Below are 26,072 nucleotides of genomic sequence, written 5' to 3'. Positions count from 1 at the left end.
GTGACGGTCTGCGCTTCCCGGCAGGAGAACATTTTCCCCGGGGCCTTAATGATCCCTAGGGAGCTGTCCCTGGGAAGACCCGTGGGTTTTCTCATACGGCGCCCACCTACTTTGTAGGTTCCCGGGATCGCTCTCTCCACCGGTTGTGTGGATCGTCACCCATCAAAAAGGCCATCTTTGGCGGATTTTGTCGCACCGCTTTGTGCGGTGCTCACGAACGAAAAGTTCGATCCGCTGATCTCATTTCGCATGATCCTTTCACCGAACCGCTGACACTTCGGTGGATCATGCGGTAGAAAACGTCGCTCCTAAAACTCCATCCAAATCTGATCTTTTCTACACGTCCGCGCATGACAACCCCGAAAGACCTGAAAAGACACTTGCGACGCGAAGCACTCGGGCGCCGCGACGCGCTCGATCCATTCTGGCGGGTGGAGGCAGCGCTCGAAATGGCCGAGACGGCGCGGGACAGCATTGCGATGGAGCCTGGCCAGATCGTCTCCGGCTTCTGGCCGATGCGCTCGGAAGTCGATATCCGGCCGCTGATGTTCGCCTTGCGCGAAAAGGGAGCAAGGCTTTGCCTGCCGGCAATTCTCGACAAGACCACCATCGTCTTTCGCGAACTGGTGCGTGGCGCACCGATGGTCGACATGGGGTTCGGCACCGTCGGACCACATGAGGAGGCGGAGGTGCTCGATCCCCAGGTGATGCTCGTGCCGCTCGCGGCTTTCGACGCGCGCGGCCACCGGATTGGCTACGGCGCCGGTTATTACGACCGCGCGATCGCGCGGCTGGTCGACAAGGGGCAACCGCCGCGACTGATCGGCATTGCTTTCGACTGCCAGGAGGTGGCGCTGGTGCCGGACGAGCCGCATGACGTGATCATCTCGGAAATACTCACCGAGAACGGGTTGCGCCGGTTCGCGCCGAAATTGTAGATAAGTTCCTGGACGCATGGTCTTTTCCGAAAGTCATGCAGCTTTTTGGTTCGCTGACCTTCGGTTCGGGATCATTCTTATATGAGACTTCTCTTCCTCGGCGATATGGTCGGCAAGACGGGACGCACGGCGGTGTGGGAACAACTGCCCGGCCTGATCTCGGATTTCAAACTCGACTTCGTCATCGTCAATGGTGAGAACGCCGCCGGCGGTTTCGGCATCACCGAAGAGATCTTTCGCGAGACGATCTCGGCGGGTGCCGATGTCGTCACCACCGGGAACCATGTCTGGGACCAGCGCGACGCGCTGGTTTTCGCCCCGCGCGAGGAGCGGTTCCTGCGCCCGTCCAATTTCCCCAAGGGCACGCCGGGGCGCGGCTCCGGCGTCTACATTGCCAGGAATAGCGCGCGCGTTCTGGTCGCCAACATCATGGGCCGGGTGTTCATGCATCCCGAACTCGACGATCCGTTCCAGGCCGGTGAGCGCGAGCTTGCCGCCTGCCCGCTCGGCGAGCAGGCCGATGCGGTGGTCATCGATTTCCATGCCGAGGCGACCTCCGAAAAAATGTGCTTTGCGCATTTCGTCGACGGCCGCGTCAGCCTGGTCGTCGGCACCCACACGCACCAGCCGACCGGCGACCACCAAATCCTCAATGGCGGCACCGGCTACATTTCCGACGCCGGCATGTGCGGCGACTATGATTCCTCGCTCGGCATGGACAAGGAGGAGCCGCTCAACCGGTTTCTGTCGAAGGTGCCGAAAGGACGCTTCGAGGCGGCGACCGGCCCGGCGACATTGTGCGGCGTCGGTGTCGACATTTCGGATCGCAGCGGCCTGACCGAGCGGATTGCGCCGTTTCGCCGCGGACCGCGGCTCGAGGAAACCGCGCCATCTTTCTGGTCGTGACATTGATATCAACGCCTGCGATACCTAACTGCCGGCGACACTGCTCTAGATCGTAAGAGGGGACGACCTCCATGCAGCTCATCGAATTCCTGGCGCCGCATTTCGCCTTTGTCTCCGATCCGACCGCGTGGGTCGCGTTGCTGACGCTGATTGTGCTGGAGGTTGTGCTCGGCATCGACAATCTGATCTTCATCTCGATCCTGACCAACAAATTGCCGGAGGCACAAAGGGCCCGCGCCCGGCGGCTCGGCATTTCCGCCGCGCTGATCATGCGGCTGGTGCTGCTTGCCACCATCTCGATCATCGTCCAGTTGACGGCGCCGGTATTCACCGCTTTCGGCCATGGCTTTTCCTGGCGCGATCTGATCCTGATCGCCGGCGGCCTATTCCTCGTCTGGAAAGCGACCAAGGAGATACACCACACGGTCGATCTCGAGGATCACCAGGACACGATGATGGGCGAGACGCTGCAGCTTTCGATGGCCGGCGCCATCTTCCAGATCCTGCTGCTCGACCTCGTCTTCTCGATCGATTCGATCATCACTGCGGTCGGCATGACCGACGAGATCGCCATCATGTACATCGCCGTTATCGTGGCAGTCACCGTGATGATGCTGGCGGCCGGGCCGCTCGCCAACTTCATCGCCAAGAACCCGAGCATCGTCATGCTGGCGCTGAGTTTCCTGCTGATGATCGGCATGACGCTGATCGCCGACGGCATGGGCTTCCATGTGCCGAAGGGCTACATCTACGCCGCCATGGGTTTTTCCGCCCTTGTCGAGGGCCTCAACATGCTGGCGCGACGTCGCAGAAAGGCAAAGGCCGGCGGGCACTAAGGTTGGCGCGCCGGTCTGGCGAAGCCGGTGCGTTCTAAGTCGCCGGAACACCCTTCGGATGACGGTCGCCGATCAGACCAAGCGTCAGCCCTTGCTCCAGCCACGCCTTGGCGCCGGCGAGCACGAGCGCGAAGCCATCGGTCGAGCCGATCGCCTGCTTGACCTGTTCATCGGGGCTGCCGGCAAAACCGAAATTGCGAACCTCGACAAAGGTCGTGCCGCCCGGCATCTCGGTAAAAGTCCAGACCACCGTGGTCGGCGGATCGCTCCATTGTATGACGATCTTTTCGTTCCTGACGATCTCGCTGACCGTGACCGGCGCCGAGACGTCGTACATGCGCCATTCCCAGCGAACCTCCTTGCCGCTGTCGAGTCTGTCGCTGCCATGAGTGAACCAGAATTTCCGGGTGATCGCCGGATCGACGATGGCTTCGAACACTTCTGCGACCGGCCGCCGGATCAGCATGCCGGCTTCGGCGGTAGGTGTCTCGCGGATTTCCATTTCGTCCTCCTTCTCAAGTCTATGCCGCCCCTGTCGCCAGGCGTCGGGGTCACCAGGCGTCGGGTTCGCGCACCAGGTGGATAATATTGGCCGGATTGGTGATCCAGCCGCCGCGGAAATCTTCGCCGAGCGCCTCGATGGCGTCGCAGCGCACGACGCCGGCCTTGGCGAGATGATCGGCTGCGGCCGGAAAATCATCGGTGAACAGCTCCAGCCAGACCTCGGCCTGGCTCAGCATCGGCGCTTCGTCGATCCACAGGCGATTGGGGCCGAGTTCGAAACCAACGGCCGGCGCCTTGGCCGTGAACGGCTTCAGCCCGACGACATCCCGATAGAAGGCGATCGTGTCCTGATATTGGTGGGGCGGCACTTTCATGGCGATGTCGATGCCGCCGGTGATCTTCGCAGTCATTCTTTCCTCCGTCTTCTCAGATATTGTCTTCACTGGCCGGTTCGCCCTTCATCTCGCTGCGGTAATAGCCGTCGCGCAAATTGATCCCGTATTCGACATAGGCCTTCATGCAGGCCAGCATCTGCGACCAGCCCTCGCAATTGAGGTAGGACTTCTTCAGGCCGACCGCGTCCTCGTGCCAGCCGGCCTCGGCGATGGTGACGAAGGTGCCGCCGTCGTCCAGCGGCTCGAAATTCATCTCGATGCGCGTCTTGTAAGCCGGCTTGCCGTCGGCGTCGGTGGCATCCCAGCGCAGCACGATGCGGTTGTTTTTCTCCACCTCGTCGACCTCGACCGGGACCTTGCCCCACCAGACGACCTTGGCGCCGGCCACCAGCGGGGCGCTGGCGCCGCCGATGGTGGTGAAATAGCCGCTGAGCTTCTTCGGATTGACGACCGCGTCGAAGACTTCGGCGACCGGTTTGCCGATGCGGCCCGAAACGCTGAATCCAAGAGACATATCCACAGCTCCTTCCTTGATTGGGTCGGTATTATGTTATAAAAGTATAACATGTCAAGCAAAGCGCAGGATGACAATGTTTTCAAGGCGCTGGCGCATCCGCGCCGGCGTGCGCTGCTGGACGAGCTGAAGGACGCGCCGCGCACCACCGGCATGCTGTGCGATGCCTTTCCCGACATGGACCGCTGCACCGTCATGCTGCATCTGAAAGTGCTGGAGGAAGCCGATCTGGTCGTCGCGCGGCGCGAGGGGCGCGAACGCTGGAATCATCTCAATGCGCTGCCGATCAAGCAGATCCACGATCGCTGGATCAGCCAGTACGCCACGCATGCGATCAGCATTCTCGACCGGCTGAAATCCGATCTGGACGGGTGAATGGCCGCAGGAATGCAGCTGGCGGACGTGTTGCGCACCACCGTTACGGCGCGGCTGGACGAATTGAGCCGATTTATCTATAAGCCGGCCATTCCGACATAGAGCGCCGTACGTCCATCCGGACGCACCAGGAACGTTCTGAAATTATGAATTCGAGCATTTTGGCAAAAGGCGAGGTCTCGCTGCAGGATGCTCTGCCAAGAAGACGACAGGGGTGCCATGGCTGGCCATTCACAGTTCAAGAACATCATGCACCGCAAGGGCCGCCAGGACGCGGTGCGGTCGAAAATGTTTTCCAAGCTGGCGCGCGAAATAACCGTCGCCGCCAAGAGCGGCACGCCGGATCCGTCGATGAACCCGCGCCTGCGTCTTGCCGTGCAGAACGCCAAAGCGGTGTCGATGCCGAAGGACAACATCCAGCGAGCCATCAACAAGGCGTCGATGGGCGACGCCGAGACTTACGAAGCCGTGCGCTACGAAGGCTACGGGCCGGGTGGCGTTGCGCTGATCGTCGAGGCGCTGACCGACAACCGCAACCGCTCGGCGTCGAATGTGCGCGCCGCCTTCACCAAGGCCGGTGGGGCGATGGGCGAAACCGGCTCGGTGTCGTTCATGTGGGACCGTGTCGGCGAGATCTTTTATCCGGCGTCAGTCGGCAGTGCCGAGAAGGTCATGGACGCGGCGATCGAAGCCGGTGCCGACGACGTCCAGTCGGACGAGGAAGGGCACACGATCTATTGCGCCTTCGAGAACCTCGGCGAAGTGTCAAAGGCGCTGGAAGGCGCGCTCGGCGAGGCTGAATCGGTGAAGCCGATCTGGAAGCCGCAAACCAACATCGCGGTCGACGAGGAGCGGGCACAATCGCTGATGAAGCTGGTCGCGACGCTTGAGGACGATGACGACGTGCAGAGTGTCTACGCCAATTTCGAGGTCGACGACGAGACCATGGCGAAGCTCAGCGCCGCATGAGCACAGCTCAGCCCAGACATGAGCGAGCTCAGCCCAGACATGAGCGAGCTCAGCCCAGACATGAGCGAGCTCAGCCCGAAGACATGAGCAAAGCTCAGTCTGACATGAGCGAGCTCAGTCCGAGATGACCCCACAGGCGCTGCCTCAGGTCCGCATCACCTATTGCACGCAGTGCCAGTGGCTGCTGCGGGCCGGCTGGATGGCGCAGGAGCTGCTCTCGACTTTCGGAACGGATCTGGGCGAGGTCACGCTGGTGCCGGGCACCGGCGGTATTTTCACCATTTCCTGCAACGACACGCTGGTCTGGGACCGCAAGCGCGACGGCGGCTTTCCCGACGCTGCAAGGCTTAAGCAACTGGTTCGCGACGTGATCGATCCGGATCGCCATCTCGGTCATGCCGATCGTAAGGGCCACAAGTCAAAAGACCCTGCCTGACGCAAGGTCTTTTAGATTTCTGGCCTCATTCACCGCCACGCCACGATGAAGCAGCCCAGCGCCACGATGGCGGTAATGGTGCGGACGTGGTTCCACATCACCCAGTCCCTGAGATAGGTGGCCCACACGGCGGCGCCGTTGGCGCTTGCCGGATCGACGGCGGCCAGCGCGTTGTTGAGCGGCACGTTGAAGATCATGGTCACGATCAGGTTGCCGACGACATAGATCAGGGCGCCGGCGAGAAGCCAGAACGAACCCGGCTGATTCCAGCCGGGAATGGCGCCGACAACGAGGACTAGGCAGACCAGTCCGGTGCCGAAAAGCGCGGTCATGAACATCGGCGTCACCGCAGTGACGTTGATCGAATTCATGGCGGCGATGCCGCCCGCGGCAGGCAAGCGGGCGAGGCCCGGCATGACGAAGCTGGAAAAGGCGAAGAAGACACCAGCGACGACGCCCGAGCCGAGCGCGGCTACGAAGGTTAGGGTAGGGAGCAGTTTCATGATCATGTCAGTTGCTCCAGATGCCCGTAGCGGCGGTTTCGATTGCGTAGGCGGAGAAGTCCCTTGGCGCTCGGCCGAGCACGCGCTCGACGCCGTCGGCCAGCACCTCGTTGCGGCCGTCGAGCACCTCGGTGAACAGTTCGTTGAGCAGCCAGGCAAACTCGGCCGGCAGCGCGTGCGTGGCGATTGCGGCGGCGAACTCGGCATGCGAAATCTGCTTGAAGCCGATGTTGCGGCCAGCTGCCTTGCCGATCGCGGCGACCGCGTCGGCGAAACTCAGCAGCCGCGGCCCGGTTAGCTCGTAAAGCTGGCCGATATGACCTTGCCGGGTAAGCACCGTAACGGCGGCGTCGGCAATGTCCTCGGCGTCGACGAACGGTTCTCCGACATTGCCGACCGGTAGTGCCACTTCACCTGCAAGCAGCGGATCGAGCAAAAAACTCTCGCTGAAGTTCTGGGCAAACCAGGCGCAGCGCAGGATCGTCCAGTCGGCGCCTGAGGATTTCAGCATCTCTTCGGCGCGTTGCGCTTCGGTTTCGCCACGCCCCGACAGCAGCACCAGCCGGCGCACACCGCGCTCCACGGCAAGGTTGGCGAAGGCGCCGACCGCTTCGGCGGCACCCGGCACCGCAAGATCGGGATAGTAGCTGATGTAGACGGCCCCGACACCATCAAGCGCGGGTTCCCAGGTCGTGTTGTTTTCCCAGTCGAAGGGCGGCGTGCCCGAGCGCGAGCCAATCCGCACTGGCAGGCTCTGCGCCGTCAGCCGGTCTGCGAGACGACGGCCGGTCTTGCCGGTGCCGCCGACGATTAAAGTCGGTTTCCGTACTGTGTCGATCATGGGTGATTTCCTTTGTTCACAAACATGAGTAATCCTCACATTTGCAAAACGTGATAAACCCTCGTATTTTGCGAGTCAAGCCAATTTGTTGATCATTCGCTAGGAGACAGTGATGGAAGGCTCGATCGTATCGGGTTCACAGGATGGCCAGATCGCCTCGCCGCGCCGGGCGCCAAGCCAGCAACGCAGCCGCGAACGGGTCGAACGGATGCTTGCCGCCGCCTCCGCTTTGATCGCCGAGCAAGGCAGCGATGCCATGCGCATGGGCGAAGTGGCGGAACGGGCCGGCGTGTCGATCGGTTCGCTCTACCAGTTCTTCCCGGACAAGCGGGCGATCGTCTGGGCGCTGGCCGAGCGCTACACCGCCGAAGGCCAGGCCTGCATCGCGGCAGCACTTGCCGAGGTGAGCGACGCGGAAGGGCTGCGGCGGGCGTTTTCCGAGCTGGTGGATATCTATTACGGGCTGTTCCTGGCGGAGCCGGTGATGCGTGACATCTGGTCGGGCACACAGGCCGACAAGGCGCTGCGCGAACTCGAGCTTGTCGACAGCCGGGCCAACGCCGAATTCCTCACGGCGGTGCTAAAACGGCTGCGGCCTGCCGCCGATCCGGCGGCGCTGGAAACGACGGCGTTTCTCATCTGGCAGATGGGCGAGGCCACCATGCGGCTGGCAATCTCGGTCGGGCGGCAAGAAGGCGACGACCTGGTCGCCGCCTATAAGCGGATGGCGCTGCGCGAACTGGTCGGCGAATAGAGCCGGAGACTACCGGCCGAAATAATCCCGTAGCATTTCCGTGCGCTCATCTTCCGCGCACATCGCCATGCGGCCGAGGCTGAACCGGCCTCTATGAAGGGCGACAACGGCCAATGCGCAGTTTACGGTCGGGTCGTCCGCCAAAACTGCCAGATCCCGCAAGGCCAATTCGAAAAGGATTTGCCACGCAGTTTTGTAGTGTGGTTCGATCCAATCCGGAACCGGCGGGTTCCGGTCGTAGGCCAATCGCGCTTCTTCGATCGTCGCGGCCAGACCGTAAGCTCCCCAATATACGGGAGTTTCGCCTTCGGAGATGCGAGCCAGTTCCACAACCGCGGCGTAAGATGCGTCTCCAACATCGCCCTGATGATGCAGTTCGTTCCAGAGCTCGTCCCAGACCGACTTGTCATCGTAGTGAACGGCCAGCCTTCGCAAGGCCGGCCGTGGATCATAAACGACCTTGTATCCGCCCGTGAGGCCGGACCATCGTTCATCGTTGAATGCCATCATGTCGCCGCCCTTCGCCAACCAGTCGACCCTCCTGTGCCGGGTGGCTCCAGTCAACAAAAAACCCGCCACGAGGGCGGGTTCTTGATCTGCGAAAAGTCTGCGGCTTAGAGGCCGAAACCTTCGAAACGCTTCTTGAACTTCGACAAGCGGCCGCCGCGGTCGAGCAGGGTCTGCTGGCCGCCGGTCCAGGCCGGATGGGTGGTCGGGTCGATGTCGAGGTTCATCGTGTCGCCCTCCTTGCCCCAGGTCGAACGGGTCATGTATTCGGTGCCGTCGGTCATGACGATCTTGATGGTGTGGTAGTCGGGATGGATGTCGGTCTTCATTGTGCTATTCCTGGTTCGCCGGCGCTGCTGACGGGCATAAGCCTGCGTCGATGCGCCCCTTTTTAAAACTCGAAGCCGCAGCTATTGAGGAGCCACGGCTTTTAAAAACGGTCGGCGAGCCTATACATCAGCCGGAATTGAATCACAAGGCCGCGACAAGCGCATATTAAGGCGCATACAAAAAGAGCCAGAGGAAACGGTCATGGCGCACACCAGCGGCGATGCAGACGAGCGTAGGCGCTCGCTCAAGCCGCTGCGGCGCCTGTTCCCCTATATCACCCGCTACCGGAAGATGGTCATTGGCGCGGTCGTCTCGCTGACCGTAGCGGCGGCGACGACGCTGGCGCTGCCGCTGGCCGTGCGGCGCATGATCGACCACGGCTTTTCAGCTTCCGATTCCAGTTTCATCGCCGAGTATTTCGCCATGCTGGTGGTGATGGCTGCCTTGCTCGCCGCGGCGTCGGCCAGCCGCTACTATTTCGTCATCACGCTGGGCGAGCGCGTCGTCGCCGACATCCGCAACGACGTGTTCCGCCATGTCACGACGCTTTCGCCATCTTTCTTTGACACGGCCCAGTCGGGCGAGATTGTGTCGCGGCTCGCCGCCGACACAACGCAGATAAAATCGGCGGTCGGTGCCACCGCTTCGGTGGCGCTGCGCAATGTCATCCTGGGGCTCGGCGCCGTGGCGATGATGGTCTTCACCAGCCCGAAACTGTCGGGCCTCGTCATTGCCGCTATCCCGGTGATCGTGCTGCCGCTGGTCGCCTTCGGCCGCTCGGTGCGGCGCAAATCGCGGCTGGCGCAGGACACGCTGGCCGACGCGACGGCCTATGCCAGCGAGCAGGTCGGCGCGGTGCGCACGCTGCAGGCCTTCACCAACGAGAAACTGGTCACCGGGAATTTTTCATCTGCCGTGGAAGCCGCGTTCGAGGCGGCGCGATCTTCGATCTTTGCCCGATCTTTCCTCACCTTCTTCGCCATCTTCATGGTCTTTTCCTCGGTGGTGGCGGTGCTGTGGTTCGGATCGCGCGACGTGCTTGGCGGCACGCTGTCGCCGGGCACGCTCGGCCAATTCCTGCTCTATTCGGTGTTCGCCGCCGGCGCCCTCGGTGCGCTGTCGGAAGTGTGGGGCGAGCTTGCCCAGGCGGCGGGTGCTGCCGAACGGCTGACCGAGATCCTGGCCGAGAAGCCCGCGATCCAAGCCCCCCTGCATCCGAAACTGCTGCCGGCGACGGCCAGAGGCGCAATAAGTTTCGACGACGTATCCTTCTCCTATCCGGCTGGGCCCGACCGCGCCGCCGTCCACGGTCTGAGTTTCAAGGTCAAGCCCGGCGAGACGGTGGCGATCGTCGGCCCGTCGGGCGCCGGCAAGAGCACCGTCTTTTCGCTGCTTCTGCGCTTCTATGACCCCGAGATCGGCAAGATCATGATCGACGGCGTTAATGTGCGCGAGGCCGATCCCGTCGCCATACGAGAGCGCATCGCCATTGTGCCGCAGGATGTCACCATCTTCGCGGCCAGCGCGCGTGACAATATCGGCTTCGGCCGTCCGGACGCCAGCCAGGCCGAGATCGAGGCGGCGGCCAAGGATGCGCTTGCCGACGAGTTCATCCTGAAGCTCGAGAAAGGCTATGACAGCGAGGTCGGCGAGCGCGGCGTGACCCTGTCCGGCGGCCAGCGCCAGCGCATGGCGATTGCCCGCGCGATTCTGCGGGATGCGCCGATCCTTCTGCTCGACGAGGCGACCTCGGCACTCGACGCCGAAAGCGAGACGCTGGTGCAGACGGCGCTGGAGCGGCTGATGCAGGGCCGCACCACCATCGTTATCGCCCACCGGCTGGCGACGATTCTGAAGGCCGACCGGATCCTCGTCATGGATGGCGGCTGCATCGTCGAGGAAGGCACCCATCAAAGCCTCGTTGCCAAGGGCGGTATCTATGCGCGGCTGGCCAAGCTGCAGTTCGAAACCGGGTCGAATGCTTTCAGAGGTGCCGCGGAGTAGATCCTTCCACTGGCGTCAGTTCGCTTCGGCGTCCGAATAGGCGAAATTGTAGTTCCAAGCCGAGTTGTCGTTGATCTTCTTGAGGGATTTCAAATAAGGGCCGATACTCTTGGCGGGAATCCGGTCATTGAGAGTCTTGAGAAACCAGTCGACCTGAAATTCGGTGGAGGTGCTCGTCCAACGAGCCTTGAATGCAACGTAGGGCGTAATCACGTCGTCATTGTCCTCAGGGCCTACGAAGTGGGCCTTCAAATTTCTGACGGTGCACCGGTGTCGTCGAAAGATCGGGCTGCCTAGCCAGATTGGCGCGCTCCTTTCGAGGAGGTCGGGCTCCGGCAAATATCTGATGCCGACATCCGATTTCAGAGCAAAGTCCTTGGAGAGGTTATCGGCATCGAGATCGCCTGCCGACAGATCGTAGGATTCGGTTACCGAAACCAGATTCTTGTCGCGGCTGTCGTTCGTCACCAGCGGCCCCAGGCTTTTCATTCCGGGATACTGGCGATTGTAATATTTGAGATAGTCGTCCGCGATCCTTGCCGCCGATTGCGAGACAAGCTTATAGCGCATGCTATCGGCATCTGCGCCCCAATAGGTCGTGGTGACGGTCAGTTTGAGCGGCTCGCCTTTGCGTTTGGGGAAATCGAATACCTCATTCACAAAGGTGGTCGGCTGGTAGAGCTCCTTTCGTTCTATCTTTTCCATTCCCGCCTTGTCGGCGACAATGGGCAGAGCAAAGCCGTAGTCGGGCGGTATAAGATTATCTGCCCTGCCTCCCTGCAGATAGTTGGTCGCGTCTATCCAGTAGGTCTGGCTGTCGATGGCGACCTTCACGATAACATGGTCAAACGCCCTTATCGTCGGGAGTATCGTGGCGAGAGCAAGCCCTTCGTCAAGATCGGTGAGAGCCACGTCCGCGTGGATTCCCAGTCGCCGCAGGCTGGAGGCGAGAAGCAGCGCCTTGTCCTTGCAATCTCCGAAGCCGCTTGCCACCACGGTCGTCGGGCTGCGCGGGATATAGGACCCACGGCCCATGGACAGGCTGACATAGCGGATGTTGTCCTGGACCAAGCGCATCGCCTCGATCATCCTGTCTTCTGGCGCATCGTATTTCGCGGCAATGGCATCGAGCTTCGCTGCGAAATCTGCCGGCAGTTCCTGGTCGAGCCGATAATACGGAAGAACCGTGTCGACGATATCTTGCCATTTAGACGTCGAAGAGATTTCGATGGATGGGTATGTGAGAAAGTCCGGCGGCAGATATTCCTGCGATTTCACCGGCGTCGGGTTGGCGCTTTGCCAAAGATAGGTCGTCGTTTCTCCGGTAGACTGGACATGCGGCCGTATGTCCGTCCTGACCTGTCGGACATTCAGGGGCTGCACCGTTGGCCACGTCACTCTTTTGCGGATCAAAGCGATTGGTTCGTCCCAGGCCACGGCAAAGGAATGGAAAAGAAGATCCGTGCCGATGATCGGAGTTCTGACCGTGGTCTTGCCATAATCGACGATGTCTCCGACCCGGACATCGTTGATGTTCAGGTAAGCGGTCAGCCAACCATCGAAGAGGCCCTTCTCCGCATCACTCTCGCGCCGAAACACGTCGAACTCACCATCAGAAAGATGCTGGATCACCACGCCGTCGCGAATGATGTCGATCCAGTTCACGGTGACCTCGGACGTCGCAGGATCGAATTCAAAATTTATGCTGGCGCCGCGTTCCAGGCCGGTGCGGTCGACGATCTTGTAGGCATAGCGGTCGAAGACCTCCAATCCGCCGGGGCGCTTCCGGATCTGATAATCCGACAGCAGGTTGGATATGCCGTTCTTGATCTGGCTGTCGAATTGCGGATCGGCCTTGGGAAGCGCGACTGGCTTGATCCAGTCGCCAACGCTGCCCTTGTGCACGGTTGTACCGGCCATGGCCGGCCAGCAGACCATGCAAATGACAATCAATACGGTGAGTCTTGCCGTAAGACTTGCGGCCACTGTTGTCGCCGCCTGAAAGTGCCTTGCCCGCCCCATGCCCTGCACGTCCCCAGATACAGTCGAATGCCACTAGTGATAGAAAAGTAAATTGCGTCCTGCAAGGCAGGGTGGCTCGGCTAGGACCGAGAATGGTGAATCATCTTCGAGAACCCCAATGATCGGTCAGGTGGGATGGATGGGAGGGGGGTGCCGTCCTATGCGCCGTAGCGCTTCTTCAGGTGATCGGTGAAATGCGCGGCGTTGAGTTTCTCGCTGGTGGCGCGTTCGAGCAGGTCGGGCGTCGACCAGCGCGAACCTTGCGACCAAATCTTTTCACGGCGCCAGCCGTTGATCGCCGCGAAATTTCCCGTGGCGAGGTCTTCGTCGGCAGAAGGATGGTCTCTGGTCAGCGCCGCCCATTGCTGCGCCGCCATCATGGCGCCCAGCGTATAGGACGGGAAGTAGCCGAAGGCGGCACCTGGCCAGTGCACGTCCTGCATCGGCCCGTCGGCCGGGTTGTCGATGGTCGACAGGCCGAGATAGTCGCGCATCTTGGCGTCCCAAGCCTCGGGCAGATCGGCGGCCTCCAGCCGCCCCGAGACAAGCTCCTGCTCCAGCTCGTAGCGCAGGATGACGTGCAGCGGATATGTGACCTCGTCGGCGTCGACGCGGATCAGCCCGCGCTCGACCCTATGAACATGCGGCAGGATGTCGTCGATCGACCAGGTCTCGCCCAGGTGCCGTTCGACCACAGGCAGCGCCCAGCGCCAGAATTCCGGGTTGCGGCCGATCTGCTTTTCGACGAACAGGCTCTGGCTTTCATGCACGGCCATGCCGCGCGCTTTGCCAAGCGGCCAGTGCGCCCATGCCTTCGGCAGGTTCTGTTCGTAAAGCGCATGGCCGGTCTCGTGCAGCACTCCCATCAGTGCCGACAGGAAGTCGGAGGTCTTGTAGCGGGTGGTGATGCGCACGTCGCTCGGCACGCCGCCACAGAACGGATGATGCGAAACCGAAAGCGAGCCGTGGGTGAGGTCGAAGCCGACCGCCGCCATCATGGCGAGGCCAAGCTCGCGCTGCTTTTCGATCGCGTAGCTGCCCGAAAGCGGCTTCAGAGGGTTTTTCGCCAGCCGCTCTTCCTGCACGGCCAGTGCCTCCGGTACGAAATCCCTAAGGAAGGTCTTCAGCTCGGCGAAGACCGGCGTGATGTCGGCGGCGCGGTTGCCGGGATCGTACTGCTCCATCAGCGCGTCGTAGGGATCGAGGCCGAGCACGTCGGCGCGAAGTGCTGCTTCCTCGCGCACTAGCGCCACGACGCCTTCGAGCGCCGGCAAAAATCCTGCCCAGTCGTTTTTCGCCCGCAGGTCGCGCCAGAGCTGCTCGGAGCGCATGCGCGCGGTCGTTTGGCGCTCGACGAATTCAACCGGCAGGCAGGTCAGGTTGGTATACTGCCGCCGGAACTCCTTGACCGCTGCCTGCTGTTCTTCGTTCAGCGTTTCCTGCTCGGCCGCAGCGATCCAGTCGGCGATCTCCGGCGCGGTCGCTCTGGCGTGATGCATGCCGGCCAGCGCCGACATCGCCTCGGCGCGCTTTTCGCCGCCGCCCACGGCCATATGGGTCGCCTCGTCGGCGCCGAGAATGGCGAGCGCATGCTCCAGCGCTTCGAGCTTGTGACCGAGGTCGTCGAGTTTTTGAAAGGACATGATGGGTTCCGCTGAATTTGAACGGCGGGAAAAGATACCAATGCGCGGGCATTGGCAACCCTGAAGGCCGTCAGCGAAGGGCACATTGGTTGCTAGCTGAACGCCGCAATGCGTCTATCAATATCGCAAGGCGGCGCCGTGCCGCGACGGGAGATGAAGCATGATCGCCAACGTGCTGGTCGGGTTGGTGGCGCTGATCCACCTCTACATCGTCTATCTGGAGATGGTGCTGTGGAATACGCCACGCGGCCACAAGGCGTTCAAGCTGACGCCGGAATTCGCCAGCGCATCGAAAGTGCTTGCCGGCCAACCAGGGGCTTTACAACGGCTTTCTCGCAGCCGGGCTGATCTGGGGGCTTTACCTCGGCGAGGCCGGTTTCCAGATCAAGGTGTTTTTCCTGCTCTGCGTCGCCATCGCCGGCCTCTACAGCGCGGCGACGGTCGATAGGAAAATCCTCTACATCCAGACTCTACCGGCAGTGCTGGCGCTGATCGTACTTTGGCTGGGCGCATGACCCCGAAAATCGGAATCAATTTTCGGAGCACGGATCTGCTGCGGGCCTTCGGTGCGGAACGGATCTGCGCAAGAATCAAAGGATCATGCGCAAGATCGAACTGCGGCGCTGTAATGGAGGTTTCAGCCGTTTGGATATTTTGGGCCGTAGCCGTTCGGATAATATCCGCCATCGCCGCCGCTGCCGATGAGGAAGGCGCTGCCGGTGGCAGCCCGCAGCTTCTGACTCACATGATCGAGCTGCGCCAGCAACTGCTGACATTGCGTGATCGGCATCGTCCCATCTCGCGCGGCCCTCTGGGCGGCCCGATCAAGGTGAGCGACCTGCGTGCGCAAGTCACGCGCCTCGTCCGGCTTGATCCTGTTCGCCTGCATGGCGGCGCGGATACCGGTATCCACGCTCTCTATCTGGTTGATCAAGGCTGCATCACGCGGGCCGGCGTAGGCGCCAGCAAACGGAACGGTGACGAGAAGTGCGACGAGCGTTGCAGCCCTGAGGATCTTGGGAGTGAAAGAGCGCATGTTGCGTCTCCTTTTACAGGGGAGGCGGCGATTGGGGGCCACCTTCCAGCCGTGGGCCGTCGGTTCCGTCGGGCGCGATGGACGCTTCCACCGCCGGCGGTTCTCGGCCCGGTGACATAGCTAGGAGCGATCCTCGGCAAAGTGTAATCAAAAAAAGGTAATCCTTTCAGGCCTTGCCGGCACCGCATTGCCACCCTAAATGCGGCCGCCGCTTGGAGCCGGGGCGATCAGCGCTCGGTCAGTTTCAGCTCGATGCGGCGGTTCTTGTTGCGTGCATCTTCGGTGTCGGCGGGGTCGAGCGGCTGGAATTCACCGAAGCCGGCCGCAACCAGCCGGTTGGCCGGCACGCCGTTTTCGATCAGGAACTTCACCACCGAGGTCGAGCGCGCCGTCGACAATTCCCAATTGTCGCGGTAGCGGCCGGTTCCCGATAGTGGCTTGTCATCGGTGTGGCCGTCGACGCGCAGCACCCAGTTGATCTCCGGCGGGATCTCCTTCTGCAGGTCGATAATGGCGTCGGCGAGCTTCTTCATCTCGTCCTTGCCGGCATCGTTGATCACTTCGGAGCCTGTCGGGAAAAGCACTTCCGACTGGAAGACGAAGCGGTCGCCGACGATGCGGATGTTCTCGCGATCGGCGAGGATCTCGCGCAAGCGCCCGAAGAAGTCGGACCGATAGCGGTTCAGTTCCTGCACCCGTTGCGCCAGCGCGACGTTCAGGCGGCGGCCGAGATCGGCGATCTTGGTGTTGGACTCGCGGTCGCGCGTTTCGGATACGTTGAGCGCTTCTTCGAGCGCTCCGATCTGCCTGCGCAGCGCCGCGATCTGCTGGTTGAGGATTTCGACCTGGCTCAGCGCCTGCTGGCTGATCTGGCGCTGGTTGTCGAGTTCACCAGAAAGCGCCGTGGCGCGCTGGTTGGCCGCGTCGCCGGCACCGGCGCCTTGCGCCAGCAATTGCTCGAGCCGGCTCTTTTCCGCCTCCGACGCCGACAGCGACGCCTGCAAATTGGCGAGCGAATCTTCCTTGTCCTGCGTCGTCGAGCGCTCCAGCGCCAGAAGCTGGGTCAGTTCGTTTATCTGCAAGTTGAGGCGGTTGAGTACCGTGTCCTTGCCGGAGATTTCGCGGCCGAGCAGGAACTGCGCCAGCACGAAGACGGTGAGCAGGAACATGATCGCCAGCAGCAACGTCGACAGCGCGTCGACGAAGCCTGGCCAGTAATCGATACGGCGATCGGTACGCCGGCTCCTGGCGAGAGCCATGCTAATGGACTCCGGTCTTCTTCAGGGCGTCGGCGATCTTCTCCAGCGTATTGCGCATAGCCTTCTGCTCGTCCGACTGGGCCTCGACCCAGTCGCGCATGATCTGCTGCTCCGAGCGCATGTTCTTGACCAAGCCCGAAATGCCGTCGGCAAGGTTGGCCATGGCGGTGGCGACACGCGGATTGGCGCCGCCGCCGCTTTCCTGCATGCTGCGCAGTCTTTCCGACAGGACGCGGATCTCGTCGGAGGACTCGGCCTTTGGCGGTTCGGCGACGACGATGTCGGACGACAGGTCGGTGACCGAGGACAGCCAGTTTTCGAGCTCGGTGTAGAAGCGTGTCTGGGCGCGGCCAGCCTGCAGGTCGAGGAAGCCGAGCACCAGGGAACCGGACAGGCCAAACAGCGACGACGAGAAGGCGGTGCCCATGCCGGCGAGCGGCGCGGAAAGCCCCTGCTTCAGCGATTCGAGCACGGCGGCGGCATCGCCGGAGCCGGGATCGAGCGAGTCAATAGTTTCGCGGATCGAGCCGATCGTGTTGAGCAGGCCCCAGAAGGTGCCGAGCAGGCCAAGGAACACCAGCAGCCCGACAAGATAGCGCGAGGTGTCGCGGCTTTCGTCGAGGCGGGTGGCGATCGAATCGAGCATGGTGCGCATCGAGCTGGTCGAGAAGGCGATCGTCGACGAGCGGCCGATCATCGCCTTCATCGGCGCCAGCAGCACCGGTTCGGTGGTTTCGGAGCCGGCCCGAAATGAGTTGACCCAGCGCACTTCGCGAAACAGCCGGCCGACCTGCACGAAGGCCAGCAGGATGCCGACCGCAAGCACGCCGATGATCAGGCCGTTGAGACCGGGATTGGTGGCAAAGGCGTTCGAGATCTGACGGGTCAGGATGGCGGCGATGAAGGCGACGATCATCAGGAAGATGACCATGGTCAGCAGAAAAACCTGCGGGCTCGACAATTTGTGCGGGTCGTACATCAGGACGTCGGAGCGTCTGCCCACGCCGAAGGATTTGAGAAAAGCCATCCGTGCCCCGTTTCCGATGCCGTCAATTCACGTTTGACGGCGACTCTAAACGCAATTGTGACCAAATTGAATGGCGCTTGGCAATATTGCCGGCCGGACCATTGGCGTCAGAGTCGGTTGATGACCAGGCAGTCGACCATGGCGGCAAGATGCAGGCCGGCGCCGGTGACGACAAAGCCGTGCCACAGCGCATTGTGGAAGGGCAGGCCCTTCCAGGCGAAGAAGATGACGCCGCAGGAATAGACGATGCCGCCGGCAACAATCAGCGGGATCGATGTCGTCGGCAATGTCTGGACCAGCGGCTCGACAAGAACGATGCCGCTCCAGCCGATGGCGAGATAGAAGACGATCGCCAGCCGGTCGAAGCGGCCGGGAAGAAGCACTTTGATGGCGATGCCGATCGCTGCCGCGAGCCAGACCAGGACGATCATCGAGATGGCCAACGGCGAGCCGTCGAGCTGGGCGAGGAAAGGCGTGTAGGTCGCGGCGATCAGCAGATAGATCGCGGCATGATCGAAGCGCCGCAATATCCACTTGGCCGGCGACGACACCGGCCACAGGTTATAGGCCAGCGACACCGACAGCACGGTGAGCAGCGAAACCACGTAGAAAGCGGCGGCGATATATTCGCCCGGACCGGCATGGAAGGAGGCCAGCGCCAGCAGCGCCGAGCCGGCGGCAATGGCGAGCACGATGCCCACCGCATGGACGATGCCGTCGGCGATCATTTCGGCGCGCGAATAATGCCAGCGTCCCATGAAGGGGATTTCGATCCGGGATTCGGTGCCGATATGCGTCATGAATGATCCTGCATCCCCTTATCTGGGCGGATCCCGGACAGTATTTCAAGCTTTGGTTGCGATTTTGCGACTGCGGCGGTTCAGCGCGCCAAGTCTGCTAGCTAGAGCTTAGCGCGGCGTCACCGGCTTCCTGACGGTTTTCAACAGCGCGCGCTGGATGATCTCGTTGCCGGCGACGATCGAGCCGCCATCCAGCATGTTCTGCCCGCCGGCGAAGTCGGAGATGAAGCCGCCCGCCTCGCGGATCAGCAGGATGCCGGCGGCGACGTCCCAGGCCGACAGGCCGGTTTCCCAGAACCCGTCCATGCGGCCGGCAGCGACGTAGGCGAGATCGAGCGAGGCAGAGCCGAGGCGGCGCACGCCCGAGACTTCGGCCATCACGTTGCGCAGCTCGACCAGGAAATTGCCATGCTGGCCGCGCCCGAGATGCGGCACGCCGCAGCCGATCACCGCGTCGATCAGCTTGGTGCGGCCGGCGACCCGCAACCGGCGGTCGTTCATAAAGGCGCCGCCGCCGCGCTCGGCAGTGTAGAGTTCGTCCATCGCCGGATTGTAGACGACGCCGGCGACGATCTGGCCCTGACGCTCTAGCGCGATCGAGATGGCGAAGAGCGGAATGCCGTGCAGGAAATTGGTGGTGCCGTCGAGCGGGTCGACGATCCAGCGGTGCTGGCCGTCGTCGCCTTCGATCAGGCCGCGCTCCTCCATCAGGAAGGCGTAGCCCGGCCGCGCCTTCGACAGCTCGGTGAAAAGGATGTCTTCGGCCTTGCGGTCGGCCTGGCTGACATAGTCGCCCGGCCCCTTCATCGAGACCTGCAGGTTCTGGACTTCGCCGAAATCGCGCGACAGCGAGCGGCCGGCCTTCATGGCGGCCTGGACCATTACATTGAGGATCGCGGAACGCGCCATTGTACTTTTTCCTGCTGCGCTTCTTCCTGCTGCCGGCGCTTTAGTCGGCGCGGCGCACGTAAGTGATTTCGTTGGTGTCGACGATGATACGTTCGCCCGACCCGATGAACGGCGGCACCAGCACGCGGATGCCGTTCTCCAGCATCGCCGGCTTATAGGATGAGGCGGCCGTCTGACCCTTCACCACCGGATCGGCCTCGGTGATGGTCAGCGTCACCTGGTCGGGCAGTGAAATGCCGATCGGCCTTTCATCATAGAGCTGGACCGTCACCATCATGCCGTCCTGCAGGAAGGCGGCGCGATCGCCGACGAAATCCTTTTGCAGTTCAAGCTGCTCGTAGCTTTCGGTGTCCATGAACACCAGCGCTTCGCCCTGCTCGTAGAGGTAGGAGAAATCCTTCATCTCCAGCCGGATCTGTTCGACGGTTTCGGCGGAGCGGAAACGCTCATTAAGCTTGGTGCCGTTGATCAGGTTCTTCAGCTCGACTTGGTTATAGGCGCCGCCCTTGCCAGGCTTGACAGTGTTGGTTCTGACCGCCACCCATAGGCCGCCATCATGTTCGATGACGTTGCCGGGACGGATTTCGTTGCCATTGATCTTGGCCATGATGATGTGATCCGGAATGAGATATTCGCGATGAAAGCGATTTGGCGCCTCCAAGACCACAAATCGCCAGGAGAGGCAAGGGAGTGGGCAGGAGGGGGAGTAGGGGCGGAGCCATCCCCTCGTCAGCATTCGCTGCCAGATAATTCACCGTCCGCGACGCTCTACGGCAGGCGGTTGGCCATCTGCAGCGCCTGCTTCGTCTGGTCGTCGGTCAGGCCCCGCAGAAAATCGTCCATCTGCGGATCGATGAGCCCGGCGCGCCGTGCGACAACGTACCAGGCGCCGGCAAGGATCGGATCCGGATCGGTGCCGATGCCGCCCATGTAAAGCTTGGCGAGGCGGTTCTGGGCGGCGACATTCCCGCCCTCGGCGGCCTGTTTCATCCAGCCGAAGCCGGACTTCAGGTCGCGGGCACCACCACGTCCCTCGATCATCCAGGCGGCGAGATCGATCTGCGCCGTATCGTAGTTCTGCCGTGCTGCCTGCGCCAACAGCCCTCGCGCCTGGACCTCGTCGCGCGGCTTGCCGCCGACGCCATTGGCATAGACCTGCGCCATAGCATATTGCGCGTCGGCAAGGCCGGTCGCGGCGGCGCGCTGATAATAGGACACCGCCTTTGCGATGCCGGCATCGCCGGGGTCCTGCTGGACCAGCAGCTGCGCGAAATTGAACTGCGCCAGACGGTTGCCGGCCTCGGCGGCGGCCTGCATCAGCGCGTAGGCCCCTTTCTCGTCCTTTTTGACGTAGCGGCCGTCGAGCAGCATCAGCGCATACTGGAACTGCGATTCTGGTATGCCCTGCTCGGCGGCAAGCGCGTACCACTTTGCCGCCTCCGCAGCGTTGACCGGCACGCCAAGACCGCGCGACAATATCTCCGCGATCAATGTCTGCGCCGCCGGGTCGCCGTTCTGGGCGCGAACCAAAGCGAGGTTGTAGGCCGTCTTGTAAAGGCCGCGCTGGAAGGCGCCATAGGCAGAGTCCGACGGCTTTGCGCCGAAGCGGTCGGGATTGATGGCGTCGGCCGACGGCAGCGGGGCGGTGGTGGCAGGCTGCGGCAGCGGCGTGGCGATCGGCTTGTCCGTGCTTGCACCGATGTCGGGCTTGGGTTGCGGCAACGGGGCGGTTTCCGCCACGGCGGCCTGCACCGTGAGCGCCGCAAGCAAAGCTCCGAAAAGGATTGTCCACGCCGGCACGTCAGTCCTCGAAATGCGGCGCGGTTTCGTCGAGCAGCGCATTGGCGCTGGCGACTGCCATCTTCGGGTCGACGCCGTCGGCAAAGACGGCGCTGGACAGCGCCACGAATTCGGCGCCGGTGGTAGCTACCGCTTCGACCGAGGCGAGGTCGGACCCGGCCATGACGATGCAAGGGATCTGGATCACATCCGCCCACCATTGCCCCAGCGACAGGTTGCGCGGGTGCGGCTCCGGCTTGTTGTCGTAGCCGAAGCGGCCGAAGAAGATGTAGTCGGGCCTGAGCTCGCCGAGTTCCAGCGCATCGTCGCGTGTCTTGGCGCCGCCGGTGCCGACCATCATTTTTGCCTGAAAACGGTCGATCGTCTCGGCGAGTTCGGCCTTGCCGACCTCGACATGGATGCCATCTGCCTGGACGCGGCCGGCGATGCGGGTGTCGCCGGCAATGACGACGGCAACGCCTGCCGCTTGCGCCGCCGGCACGATCTGTTCGGCGAAGGCCTGGAAGGAGGCCTCGTCCATGCCGTTCTCGGGCAGGATCAGCGAGGCGACGTCGCCGCCCTCGAACGCCGCGCCGATGCGCTCAGCCGGCACGCCGGGCGGCGCGATCAGCACGATGCGGCAGCGATTTGGAGGCGTTGCGTCGTTCATTGGTTTTCGATCCCGGTTTTCGCCTATGCCGGGCGAAGATGGTTGCATTGCGGCATAGAGCAAAGTGCCAGCCTTGAACAGGCGGGCGGGGCAGGATCATTGGCGCATGATTGTCGTCCGGCGACGTTCTTCGCTCACTTGATCGCCTGGGTGCTCTCGGCTGGGATCTCCGATTTCCACAGTGTCCAGCCAAGATTCATGCCGGCGGCAGCGACCAGGATGGCGGCGGCGCCGACGATCTGGGCCGGATGCAGCCGGTGGCCGAAGGCGACGACATCGACCAGGATCGCGACCACAGGGTAGATAAAGGACAGCGACCCCTGCAGATGAGTCGGCAGTTTCTGAACGGCGCCGTACATCAGGATGTACATCAGACCAGTATGGACGACGCCAAGCGTCGTCAGCATGCTCCAGCTCCACGCATCGGCGGGAAGGTGGGAAAGGTTGGCGAAGGGTGCCAGCATGACGACTCCGACGCAGACCTGGATCAGGGCGATCAGGTGCGGTGGCGTGCCTTTGAGCTTCTTGGTGACGATGGCGGCCACAGCCCAGAAGAAAGCCGCACCCAGCGCCATTGCGATGCCGGTAAAATAATCCGTACCGAGATTGCCTGTGCCTGTATTAGGACCTGCATCGGGCCCCACATCAGGCGAGGCGTGCACGATCAGCAGCATGCCGGCGAAGGCGATGCCGAGCCAGGCCAGCTTCGTCATGGTCAGCCGCTCTGAGAAGAAGAGCGCGCCAAAGCCGACCAGCATGAAGGGCTGGGTGTTGTAGACTGCCGTGGCGATCGAGATCGAGGCGTGGGAAAACGAACTGAACAACAGCAACCAGTTGATGACGATGGCCGCGCCCCCAAGGGCCGCAATCGCCACGATGCGCAGCGACAGCCTGCCGCGCAGCAATCCCAGGGCAGCGCAGATGATCAGCAGCGTTATCGCGCCGAAGGCGCAGCGCCAGAAGACGACGTCCATGATGGGCTCGCCCGACATGACGACGAACCATCCGATCGTGCCGAGGATGGCCATTGCGGCCGTCATTTCGATTGTGCCGCGCACCGTGCTGTCCATGAAGATTACCTCTCGAATGCTGATGGGTCGATAATCCCATGCGGCACAAGCGCTTCCTATGTCTTGCGATGGGTGATATGCCGGCCGTGCCTAATTAAATAAGGTGGCGGCGGCCTTTTCGTTGGGAATGTCAAATGCTGGACGATCTGGACCGACGCCTTCTCGAAATCCTGGTCAAGGATTCGCGAACCTCGTTGAAGGAACTGGCCCAGCAGGTAGGACTGTCGTCGCCGAGCGTGGCGGAGCGGCTGCGTCGGCTGGAAGATCGTGGCGTTATCAGGGCTTTCACCGTCGAGATCGACCCGCAAGCGCTCGGCTACTCGCTGCAGGCGATTGTTCGCATCCGGCCCTTGCCGGGCAAGCTGCATATCGTCCAGAAGCTGATCGAGGAGATCCCGGAGTTTGGCGAATGCGACAAGGTGACGGGCGACGACTGCTTTGTTGCCCGGCTGTTCGTGCGCTCGATCGGCGATCTCGACAAGCTTCTCGACCGTATCGCCGACAAAGCCGAAACGAGCACAGCCATCATCAAGGCGCAGCCGATCCGGAGGCGCCCACCGCCGCTTGCCGCGACCGCCATCTCAAAACCGTAACAGGCCTCAGCACTCACGACGCATCGCATTGTGTGCACATTTGCGGTCGCGGCGCGAAAGTTTATCGGCTATTCCAGCGTCTATACGCTTTCCCTCCAACTGCTCCCCGCCGATGTCAGGTCTTCTGCTCGATCCCTGGTTCTATGCCGCCGCCATTCCAGCCGTCATCCTGGTCGGTCTGTCCAAGGGCGGCTTTGGCGGTGCGGTCGGTTTCATCGGGGTGCCGCTGATGGCGCTGGCCATGCCGCCGGTGCAGGCCGCCGCCATCCTGCTGCCGATTCTATGCCTGATGGACATCGTCTCGGTGTGGACATGGTGGGGTGTCTACGACCGCAAGATGCTTACGGACATGATGCCCGGGGCGGTGATCGGCATCGGCCTCGGCTGGCTGACCGCGGCGCTGGTGACAGCGGAAATGGTGCGGCTGATCGTCGGCGCGGTGGCCATTCTCTTCGTGCTTCGCTGGGTCTATCTACAGATGCGGCACGGTGCGGGCCACTCGGCCGAGCCCAACCGCGCGGCTGCTGCCTTCTGGGGGACGGTCGCCGGCTTCACCAGCTTCGTCGCCCATGTCGGCGGTCCGCCCTTTCAGGTCTATGCGCTGCCGATCCGGCCTGATCCGAAAGTGCTGTCGGGCACCGCTGCAATCTTCTTTGCCGCCACCAACGCATTGAAGCTCATCCCCTATTTTGCGCTGGGACAGTTCGATACCACCAACCTGACCGCGTCGGCGGTTCTGGTACCGCTGGCGCCGCTTTCGACCATCGCCGGCGCCTGGCTGGTCCGGCGGATGCGGCCGGAACTGTTCTACCCCTTCACCTACGCAACCGTGGCGGTAGTTGCGGTCAAGCTTCTGTGGGACGGGATTTCCGGCCTTCTCTAGATTGCCAGCCATGGAAGCTGCCGGCAGCCGAGCCGCCAGCAGCGTCACGGTGGATTTCAGGCGGCGCTAGGCACCAACCGGCGCGTTCCGCCGAGGGCGAGAGCAATTCCGGTGGTCAGGACCAGCGCCATGCAGCCCAGGATGGTGATGTCGTTCAGCGTCGGCTTCAGCACCATGTCGGCGATGATCACCAGCATCACCGAATAGTCGATGCGTGCACCGTTGAGGATGCGCTGGCCCTCAGCGAGGGCCGCCGGCGTCACGCCGTCCTTGGCGATCATCCCCGCCATGCGGTCGGCGGTCGGCTTGAAGATGAACATGCCGATGCAGAAGGTCGTCGCATAGCCGGCAAGGCCGATCAGGATCCACAGGTCGGAGAAGCCGACCCAGAACCAACACATGATCAGCCCGAAGGCGAGCGTCAGCATCGACATCGGCGCGAAGAACCTGTTGCCCAGCTCGCCAGTGGCGCGCATGGCCTGCAGCATGCCTTCGATGTTTCCAGCGCGATCGGCGCGCATCGCGAGCACCATCAGCGTGAAGCCGCCGCCGACCCAGAGGATCGCCGAGACGACGTGCAGAAATTTGACGATAGAGTACCAATCCATGGTTCCCCATCCTTGGATGTTGACGATTGCGAGCGGCGCATACTTGCTCCATCTCGCTGCGAGGAGCGGGCGTTTAGCGCGGCGCCTGTTTCGGAACGATGTCGCGTGGGCGGCCGCTTTGTTTCGACGTCCTATGAGACACTCCGTAACGGCATCGTTCAACGATTGCGCAAGCGCGTCGCGCCGTTTTCTGCTATCCTGGCAGCGCCGGGGAGGGTCGGGCGCGATGCGGCATCGTCCAGAAACATTGCCGATGCTAATGCGCCGATGCCGGGGACCCGGTGGCGGGTCGACCGCCTGAATTCAACCCATTCCCATGACGGGAAAAGGCAAATCGGGGGATACTATGCAAAAGGTAGCACGAAATTTCTTCACGCTGGCCGTCGTCTATGCACTGTTCGGGATGGCGCTCGGCCTTCAGATGGCGATCAGCAAAGACCATGCGCAGATGCCGACCCACGCCCACATCATGGTGGCCGGATGGCTGATGTCGGCGGTGTTTGCCTTCTTCTACCATCTGTTTCCGGCAGTCGCGGAAAAGAAGCTTGCCACCGTCCATTTCTGGTTGACGGCAATCAGTGGCATCGGCCTGTTGATCGGCCTTTATATCATGCTTGCCGGCAACCCGGCGATCGAGCCGCTGGTGGCAACGTCCTCGATGGGTTTTTACGCGGGATTGCTGCTGTTTGCCTACATCGCACTGCCGGAGGTGTGGAAAGCCGAGCGGCTTCCTGAGGCCCAAAAGGCCTGAGTATTGTGCTGTTACGGCACAGGCGGGCGGCGCTCGATCAAAAAATATCCGTGCCGTTAAGGCTTCATTAAGCTTTACAGGCGTTTACTATGTACATCCAGTGATCTGGATTCTTACCGAGTGGTTGGAGCCACTTTGTTTGACGCCTCCCTGTTAAACTCCTGAGAGCCGCCTTACCCGCGGCTCTTTTTTTGCCCGCGATCCGGATTG

General features: G+C 62.1%; 30 protein-coding genes, 1 other RNA gene and 1 pseudogene. 13 read left to right on the top strand and 19 right to left on the bottom strand.

Annotated features, from left to right (window positions below; genetic code table 11):
* Positions 1 to 2: 2 nt before the first annotated feature.
* From ssrS to CIT31_RS07170, 4 genes are all read left to right on the top strand, one after another.
* A non-coding RNA gene (gene ssrS / locus CIT31_RS07185) (6S RNA) lies at positions 3 to 158 on the top strand.
* A gap of 192 nt (positions 159 to 350) precedes the next feature.
* Entirely contained in the window at positions 351 to 938 is a 588-nt protein-coding gene (locus tag CIT31_RS07180) for a 5-formyltetrahydrofolate cyclo-ligase (protein WP_095518013.1), read from the top strand.
* A gap of 81 nt (positions 939 to 1,019) precedes the next feature.
* Entirely contained in the window at positions 1,020 to 1,844 is an 825-nt protein-coding gene (locus CIT31_RS07175) for a TIGR00282 family metallophosphoesterase (RefSeq protein WP_095518012.1), read from the top strand.
* A 71-nt stretch (positions 1,845 to 1,915) separates the two neighbouring features.
* A complete protein-coding gene (locus tag CIT31_RS07170; protein WP_029348937.1) occupies positions 1,916 to 2,680 on the top strand; it encodes a TerC family protein in 765 nt (254 codons plus the stop codon).
* A gap of 34 nt (positions 2,681 to 2,714) precedes the next feature.
* Here the strand turns inward: CIT31_RS07170 and CIT31_RS07165 are convergent, their stop codons facing one another.
* From CIT31_RS07165 to CIT31_RS07155, 3 genes are read right to left on the bottom strand one after another with little or no spacing between them, the layout of a single operon-like run.
* Complete coding sequence (locus tag CIT31_RS07165; protein ID WP_095518011.1) at positions 2,715 to 3,182, bottom strand: SRPBCC family protein; 468 nt, start codon at positions 3,180 to 3,182, stop codon at positions 2,715 to 2,717.
* A 49-nt stretch (positions 3,183 to 3,231) separates the two neighbouring features.
* Positions 3,232 to 3,594, bottom strand: a complete 363-nt coding sequence (locus CIT31_RS07160; protein ID WP_095518010.1) for a hypothetical protein — start codon at positions 3,592 to 3,594, stop codon at positions 3,232 to 3,234.
* Positions 3,595 to 3,610: 16 nt separating this feature from the next.
* Complete coding sequence (locus tag CIT31_RS07155; protein WP_095518118.1) at positions 3,611 to 4,093, bottom strand: SRPBCC domain-containing protein; 483 nt, start codon at positions 4,091 to 4,093, stop codon at positions 3,611 to 3,613.
* Between the two features lie 51 nt (positions 4,094 to 4,144).
* Here CIT31_RS07155 and CIT31_RS07150 point away from each other — a divergent pair, with 51 nt between their 5' ends.
* The 3 genes from CIT31_RS07150 to CIT31_RS07140 all read left to right on the top strand — a co-directional run bounded on the left by CIT31_RS07150 (position 4,145) and on the right by CIT31_RS07140 (position 5,873).
* Entirely contained in the window at positions 4,145 to 4,468 is a 324-nt protein-coding gene (locus tag CIT31_RS07150; RefSeq protein ID WP_065011234.1) for an ArsR/SmtB family transcription factor, read from the top strand.
* 219 nt (positions 4,469 to 4,687) lie between these two features.
* The gene (locus tag CIT31_RS07145; RefSeq protein WP_023800014.1) at positions 4,688 to 5,437 is read left to right on the top strand and encodes a YebC/PmpR family DNA-binding transcriptional regulator; all 750 of its coding nucleotides are present in this window, start codon (positions 4,688 to 4,690) and stop codon (positions 5,435 to 5,437) included.
* Between the two features lie 124 nt (positions 5,438 to 5,561).
* Positions 5,562 to 5,873, top strand: a complete 312-nt coding sequence (locus CIT31_RS07140) for an Rdx family protein (RefSeq protein ID WP_065011235.1) — start codon at positions 5,562 to 5,564, stop codon at positions 5,871 to 5,873.
* Between the two features lie 29 nt (positions 5,874 to 5,902).
* Here CIT31_RS07140 and CIT31_RS07135 read toward each other — a convergent pair whose 3' ends face one another.
* Both CIT31_RS07135 and CIT31_RS07130 read right to left on the bottom strand, forming a co-directional pair.
* Positions 5,903 to 6,382, bottom strand: coding sequence for an anthrone oxygenase family protein (locus CIT31_RS07135; RefSeq protein ID WP_095518009.1), 480 nt, complete (start codon positions 6,380 to 6,382; stop codon positions 5,903 to 5,905).
* A gap of 1 nt (position 6,383) precedes the next feature.
* Positions 6,384 to 7,217 (bottom strand): Rossmann-fold NAD(P)-binding domain-containing protein, encoded by an 834-nt coding sequence (locus CIT31_RS07130; RefSeq protein ID WP_095518008.1) that lies wholly within the window; start codon positions 7,215 to 7,217, stop codon positions 6,384 to 6,386.
* Between the two features lie 112 nt (positions 7,218 to 7,329).
* Here CIT31_RS07130 and CIT31_RS07125 point away from each other — a divergent pair, with 112 nt between their 5' ends.
* Positions 7,330 to 7,971 (top strand): TetR/AcrR family transcriptional regulator, encoded by a 642-nt coding sequence (locus CIT31_RS07125; protein ID WP_095518007.1) that lies wholly within the window; start codon positions 7,330 to 7,332, stop codon positions 7,969 to 7,971.
* A 9-nt stretch (positions 7,972 to 7,980) separates the two neighbouring features.
* Here CIT31_RS07125 and CIT31_RS07120 read toward each other — a convergent pair whose 3' ends face one another.
* Entirely contained in the window at positions 7,981 to 8,481 is a 501-nt protein-coding gene (locus CIT31_RS07120) for a hypothetical protein (protein WP_095518006.1), read from the bottom strand.
* A gap of 104 nt (positions 8,482 to 8,585) precedes the next feature.
* The gene (gene rpmE / locus CIT31_RS07115) at positions 8,586 to 8,807 is read right to left on the bottom strand and encodes a 50S ribosomal protein L31 (protein ID WP_065011237.1); all 222 of its coding nucleotides are present in this window, start codon (positions 8,805 to 8,807) and stop codon (positions 8,586 to 8,588) included.
* Between the two features lie 202 nt (positions 8,808 to 9,009).
* Here rpmE and CIT31_RS07110 point away from each other — a divergent pair, with 202 nt between their 5' ends.
* Positions 9,010 to 10,812: an ABC transporter transmembrane domain-containing protein gene (locus CIT31_RS07110; protein WP_095518005.1), complete on the top strand. Its 1,803-nt coding sequence runs from the start codon at positions 9,010 to 9,012 to the stop codon at positions 10,810 to 10,812.
* Between the two features lie 15 nt (positions 10,813 to 10,827).
* On the opposite strand, the gene CIT31_RS07105 is transcribed toward CIT31_RS07110, so the two are convergent.
* Positions 10,828 to 12,834, bottom strand: a complete 2,007-nt coding sequence (locus CIT31_RS07105; protein ID WP_095518004.1) for a DUF3857 domain-containing protein — start codon at positions 12,832 to 12,834, stop codon at positions 10,828 to 10,830.
* A gap of 158 nt (positions 12,835 to 12,992) precedes the next feature.
* Positions 12,993 to 14,477: a carboxypeptidase M32 gene (locus tag CIT31_RS07100; protein WP_095518003.1), complete on the bottom strand. Its 1,485-nt coding sequence runs from the start codon at positions 14,475 to 14,477 to the stop codon at positions 12,993 to 12,995.
* Between the two features lie 160 nt (positions 14,478 to 14,637).
* On the opposite strand from CIT31_RS07100, the pseudogene CIT31_RS07095 reads away from it, so the two are divergent.
* Positions 14,638 to 14,992: pseudogene (locus tag CIT31_RS07095) on the top strand (DUF1304 domain-containing protein).
* 122 nt (positions 14,993 to 15,114) lie between these two features.
* Here the strand turns inward: CIT31_RS07095 and CIT31_RS07090 are convergent.
* The 9 genes from CIT31_RS07090 to CIT31_RS07050 all read right to left on the bottom strand — a co-directional run bounded on the left by CIT31_RS07090 (position 15,115) and on the right by CIT31_RS07050 (position 23,027).
* The gene (locus CIT31_RS07090) at positions 15,115 to 15,513 is read right to left on the bottom strand and encodes a hypothetical protein (protein WP_095518002.1); all 399 of its coding nucleotides are present in this window, start codon (positions 15,511 to 15,513) and stop codon (positions 15,115 to 15,117) included.
* A 227-nt stretch (positions 15,514 to 15,740) separates the two neighbouring features.
* Positions 15,741 to 16,772, bottom strand: coding sequence for a peptidoglycan -binding protein (locus tag CIT31_RS07085; protein ID WP_029348904.1), 1,032 nt, complete (start codon positions 16,770 to 16,772; stop codon positions 15,741 to 15,743).
* A gap of 1 nt (position 16,773) precedes the next feature.
* On the bottom strand, positions 16,774 to 17,799 hold the full coding sequence (locus CIT31_RS07080; RefSeq protein WP_065011243.1) for a MotA/TolQ/ExbB proton channel family protein: 1,026 nt from the start codon (positions 17,797 to 17,799) through the stop codon (positions 16,774 to 16,776).
* 107 nt (positions 17,800 to 17,906) lie between these two features.
* Positions 17,907 to 18,599 (bottom strand): PAQR family membrane homeostasis protein TrhA, encoded by a 693-nt coding sequence (trhA, locus tag CIT31_RS07075; protein WP_095518001.1) that lies wholly within the window; start codon positions 18,597 to 18,599, stop codon positions 17,907 to 17,909.
* Between the two features lie 108 nt (positions 18,600 to 18,707).
* Positions 18,708 to 19,508: an inositol monophosphatase family protein gene (locus tag CIT31_RS07070; protein WP_095518000.1), complete on the bottom strand. Its 801-nt coding sequence runs from the start codon at positions 19,506 to 19,508 to the stop codon at positions 18,708 to 18,710.
* Between the two features lie 40 nt (positions 19,509 to 19,548).
* Positions 19,549 to 20,115 carry an elongation factor P gene (efp, locus tag CIT31_RS07065; protein WP_065011342.1) on the bottom strand — a complete coding sequence of 189 codons (567 nt, stop codon included), beginning with the start codon at positions 20,113 to 20,115 and terminating at the stop codon, positions 19,549 to 19,551.
* 161 nt (positions 20,116 to 20,276) lie between these two features.
* The gene (locus tag CIT31_RS07060) at positions 20,277 to 21,350 is read right to left on the bottom strand and encodes a tetratricopeptide repeat protein (RefSeq protein ID WP_095517999.1); all 1,074 of its coding nucleotides are present in this window, start codon (positions 21,348 to 21,350) and stop codon (positions 20,277 to 20,279) included.
* On the bottom strand, positions 21,310 to 21,957 hold the full coding sequence (locus CIT31_RS07055; protein WP_095517998.1) for a thiamine phosphate synthase: 648 nt from the start codon (positions 21,955 to 21,957) through the stop codon (positions 21,310 to 21,312). Before CIT31_RS07055 ends, CIT31_RS07060 begins: the two co-directional genes overlap by 41 nt.
* A gap of 134 nt (positions 21,958 to 22,091) precedes the next feature.
* Positions 22,092 to 23,027, bottom strand: a complete 936-nt coding sequence (locus tag CIT31_RS07050) for a DMT family transporter (RefSeq protein ID WP_095517997.1) — start codon at positions 23,025 to 23,027, stop codon at positions 22,092 to 22,094.
* 134 nt (positions 23,028 to 23,161) lie between these two features.
* On the opposite strand from CIT31_RS07050, the gene CIT31_RS07045 reads away from it, so the two are divergent.
* Together CIT31_RS07045 and CIT31_RS07040 are read left to right on the top strand one after the other, a co-directional pair.
* Positions 23,162 to 23,620, top strand: coding sequence for an Lrp/AsnC family transcriptional regulator (locus CIT31_RS07045; RefSeq protein ID WP_095517996.1), 459 nt, complete (start codon positions 23,162 to 23,164; stop codon positions 23,618 to 23,620).
* 112 nt (positions 23,621 to 23,732) lie between these two features.
* On the top strand, positions 23,733 to 24,503 hold the full coding sequence (locus CIT31_RS07040; RefSeq protein ID WP_095517995.1) for a sulfite exporter TauE/SafE family protein: 771 nt from the start codon (positions 23,733 to 23,735) through the stop codon (positions 24,501 to 24,503).
* Positions 24,504 to 24,559: 56 nt separating this feature from the next.
* Here CIT31_RS07040 and CIT31_RS07035 read toward each other — a convergent pair whose 3' ends face one another.
* Positions 24,560 to 25,111 carry a DUF2269 family protein gene (locus CIT31_RS07035; RefSeq protein ID WP_095517994.1) on the bottom strand — a complete coding sequence of 184 codons (552 nt, stop codon included), beginning with the start codon at positions 25,109 to 25,111 and terminating at the stop codon, positions 24,560 to 24,562.
* A gap of 346 nt (positions 25,112 to 25,457) precedes the next feature.
* On the opposite strand from CIT31_RS07035, the gene CIT31_RS07030 reads away from it, so the two are divergent.
* The gene (locus tag CIT31_RS07030) at positions 25,458 to 25,862 is read left to right on the top strand and encodes a hypothetical protein (protein ID WP_095517993.1); all 405 of its coding nucleotides are present in this window, start codon (positions 25,458 to 25,460) and stop codon (positions 25,860 to 25,862) included.
* Positions 25,863 to 26,072 lie beyond the last annotated feature (210 nt).

It is taken from the genome of Mesorhizobium wenxiniae, assembly GCF_002284535.1.
Taxonomy (GTDB): domain Bacteria; phylum Pseudomonadota; class Alphaproteobacteria; order Rhizobiales; family Rhizobiaceae; genus Mesorhizobium; species Mesorhizobium wenxiniae.
The sequence above is the reverse complement of the archived record's forward strand: the minus strand, read 5'-3'. Positions and strand labels throughout refer to the sequence as shown.

Excerpts from the sequence above, each read along its gene's own strand:
- CIT31_RS07180 (WP_095518013.1), top strand. The coding sequence starts at position 351 with ATGACAACCCCGAAAGACCTGAAAAGACACTTGCGACGCGAAGCACTC.
- CIT31_RS07175 (WP_095518012.1), top strand. The coding sequence starts at position 1,020 with ATGAGACTTCTCTTCCTCGGCGATATGGTCGGCAAGACGGGACGCACG.
- CIT31_RS07170 (WP_029348937.1), top strand. The coding sequence starts at position 1,916 with ATGCAGCTCATCGAATTCCTGGCGCCGCATTTCGCCTTTGTCTCCGAT.
- CIT31_RS07165 (WP_095518011.1), bottom strand. The coding sequence starts at position 3,182 with ATGGAAATCCGCGAGACACCTACCGCCGAAGCCGGCATGCTGATCCGG.
- CIT31_RS07160 (WP_095518010.1), bottom strand. The coding sequence starts at position 3,594 with ATGACTGCGAAGATCACCGGCGGCATCGACATCGCCATGAAAGTGCCG.
- CIT31_RS07155 (WP_095518118.1), bottom strand. The coding sequence starts at position 4,093 with ATGTCTCTTGGATTCAGCGTTTCGGGCCGCATCGGCAAACCGGTCGCC.
- CIT31_RS07150 (WP_065011234.1), top strand. The coding sequence starts at position 4,145 with ATGTCAAGCAAAGCGCAGGATGACAATGTTTTCAAGGCGCTGGCGCAT.
- CIT31_RS07145 (WP_023800014.1), top strand. The coding sequence starts at position 4,688 with ATGGCTGGCCATTCACAGTTCAAGAACATCATGCACCGCAAGGGCCGC.
- CIT31_RS07140 (WP_065011235.1), top strand. The coding sequence starts at position 5,562 with ATGACCCCACAGGCGCTGCCTCAGGTCCGCATCACCTATTGCACGCAG.
- CIT31_RS07135 (WP_095518009.1), bottom strand. The coding sequence starts at position 6,382 with ATGATCATGAAACTGCTCCCTACCCTAACCTTCGTAGCCGCGCTCGGC.
- CIT31_RS07130 (WP_095518008.1), bottom strand. The coding sequence starts at position 7,217 with ATGATCGACACAGTACGGAAACCGACTTTAATCGTCGGCGGCACCGGC.
- CIT31_RS07125 (WP_095518007.1), top strand. The coding sequence starts at position 7,330 with ATGGAAGGCTCGATCGTATCGGGTTCACAGGATGGCCAGATCGCCTCG.
- CIT31_RS07120 (WP_095518006.1), bottom strand. The coding sequence starts at position 8,481 with ATGATGGCATTCAACGATGAACGATGGTCCGGCCTCACGGGCGGATAC.
- rpmE (WP_065011237.1), bottom strand. The coding sequence starts at position 8,807 with ATGAAGACCGACATCCATCCCGACTACCACACCATCAAGATCGTCATG.
- CIT31_RS07110 (WP_095518005.1), top strand. The coding sequence starts at position 9,010 with ATGGCGCACACCAGCGGCGATGCAGACGAGCGTAGGCGCTCGCTCAAG.
- CIT31_RS07105 (WP_095518004.1), bottom strand. The coding sequence starts at position 12,834 with ATGGGGCGGGCAAGGCACTTTCAGGCGGCGACAACAGTGGCCGCAAGT.
- CIT31_RS07100 (WP_095518003.1), bottom strand. The coding sequence starts at position 14,477 with ATGTCCTTTCAAAAACTCGACGACCTCGGTCACAAGCTCGAAGCGCTG.
- CIT31_RS07090 (WP_095518002.1), bottom strand. The coding sequence starts at position 15,513 with ATGCGCTCTTTCACTCCCAAGATCCTCAGGGCTGCAACGCTCGTCGCA.
- CIT31_RS07085 (WP_029348904.1), bottom strand. The coding sequence starts at position 16,772 with ATGGCTCTCGCCAGGAGCCGGCGTACCGATCGCCGTATCGATTACTGG.
- CIT31_RS07080 (WP_065011243.1), bottom strand. The coding sequence starts at position 17,799 with ATGGCTTTTCTCAAATCCTTCGGCGTGGGCAGACGCTCCGACGTCCTG.
- trhA (WP_095518001.1), bottom strand. The coding sequence starts at position 18,599 with ATGACGCATATCGGCACCGAATCCCGGATCGAAATCCCCTTCATGGGA.
- CIT31_RS07070 (WP_095518000.1), bottom strand. The coding sequence starts at position 19,508 with ATGGCGCGTTCCGCGATCCTCAATGTAATGGTCCAGGCCGCCATGAAG.
- efp (WP_065011342.1), bottom strand. The coding sequence starts at position 20,115 with ATGGCCAAGATCAATGGCAACGAAATCCGTCCCGGCAACGTCATCGAA.
- CIT31_RS07060 (WP_095517999.1), bottom strand. The coding sequence starts at position 21,350 with ATGCGCTGCTCGACGAAACCGCGCCGCATTTCGAGGACTGACGTGCCG.
- CIT31_RS07055 (WP_095517998.1), bottom strand. The coding sequence starts at position 21,957 with ATGAACGACGCAACGCCTCCAAATCGCTGCCGCATCGTGCTGATCGCG.
- CIT31_RS07050 (WP_095517997.1), bottom strand. The coding sequence starts at position 23,027 with ATGGACAGCACGGTGCGCGGCACAATCGAAATGACGGCCGCAATGGCC.
- CIT31_RS07045 (WP_095517996.1), top strand. The coding sequence starts at position 23,162 with ATGCTGGACGATCTGGACCGACGCCTTCTCGAAATCCTGGTCAAGGAT.
- CIT31_RS07040 (WP_095517995.1), top strand. The coding sequence starts at position 23,733 with ATGTCAGGTCTTCTGCTCGATCCCTGGTTCTATGCCGCCGCCATTCCA.
- CIT31_RS07035 (WP_095517994.1), bottom strand. The coding sequence starts at position 25,111 with ATGGATTGGTACTCTATCGTCAAATTTCTGCACGTCGTCTCGGCGATC.
- CIT31_RS07030 (WP_095517993.1), top strand. The coding sequence starts at position 25,458 with ATGCAAAAGGTAGCACGAAATTTCTTCACGCTGGCCGTCGTCTATGCA.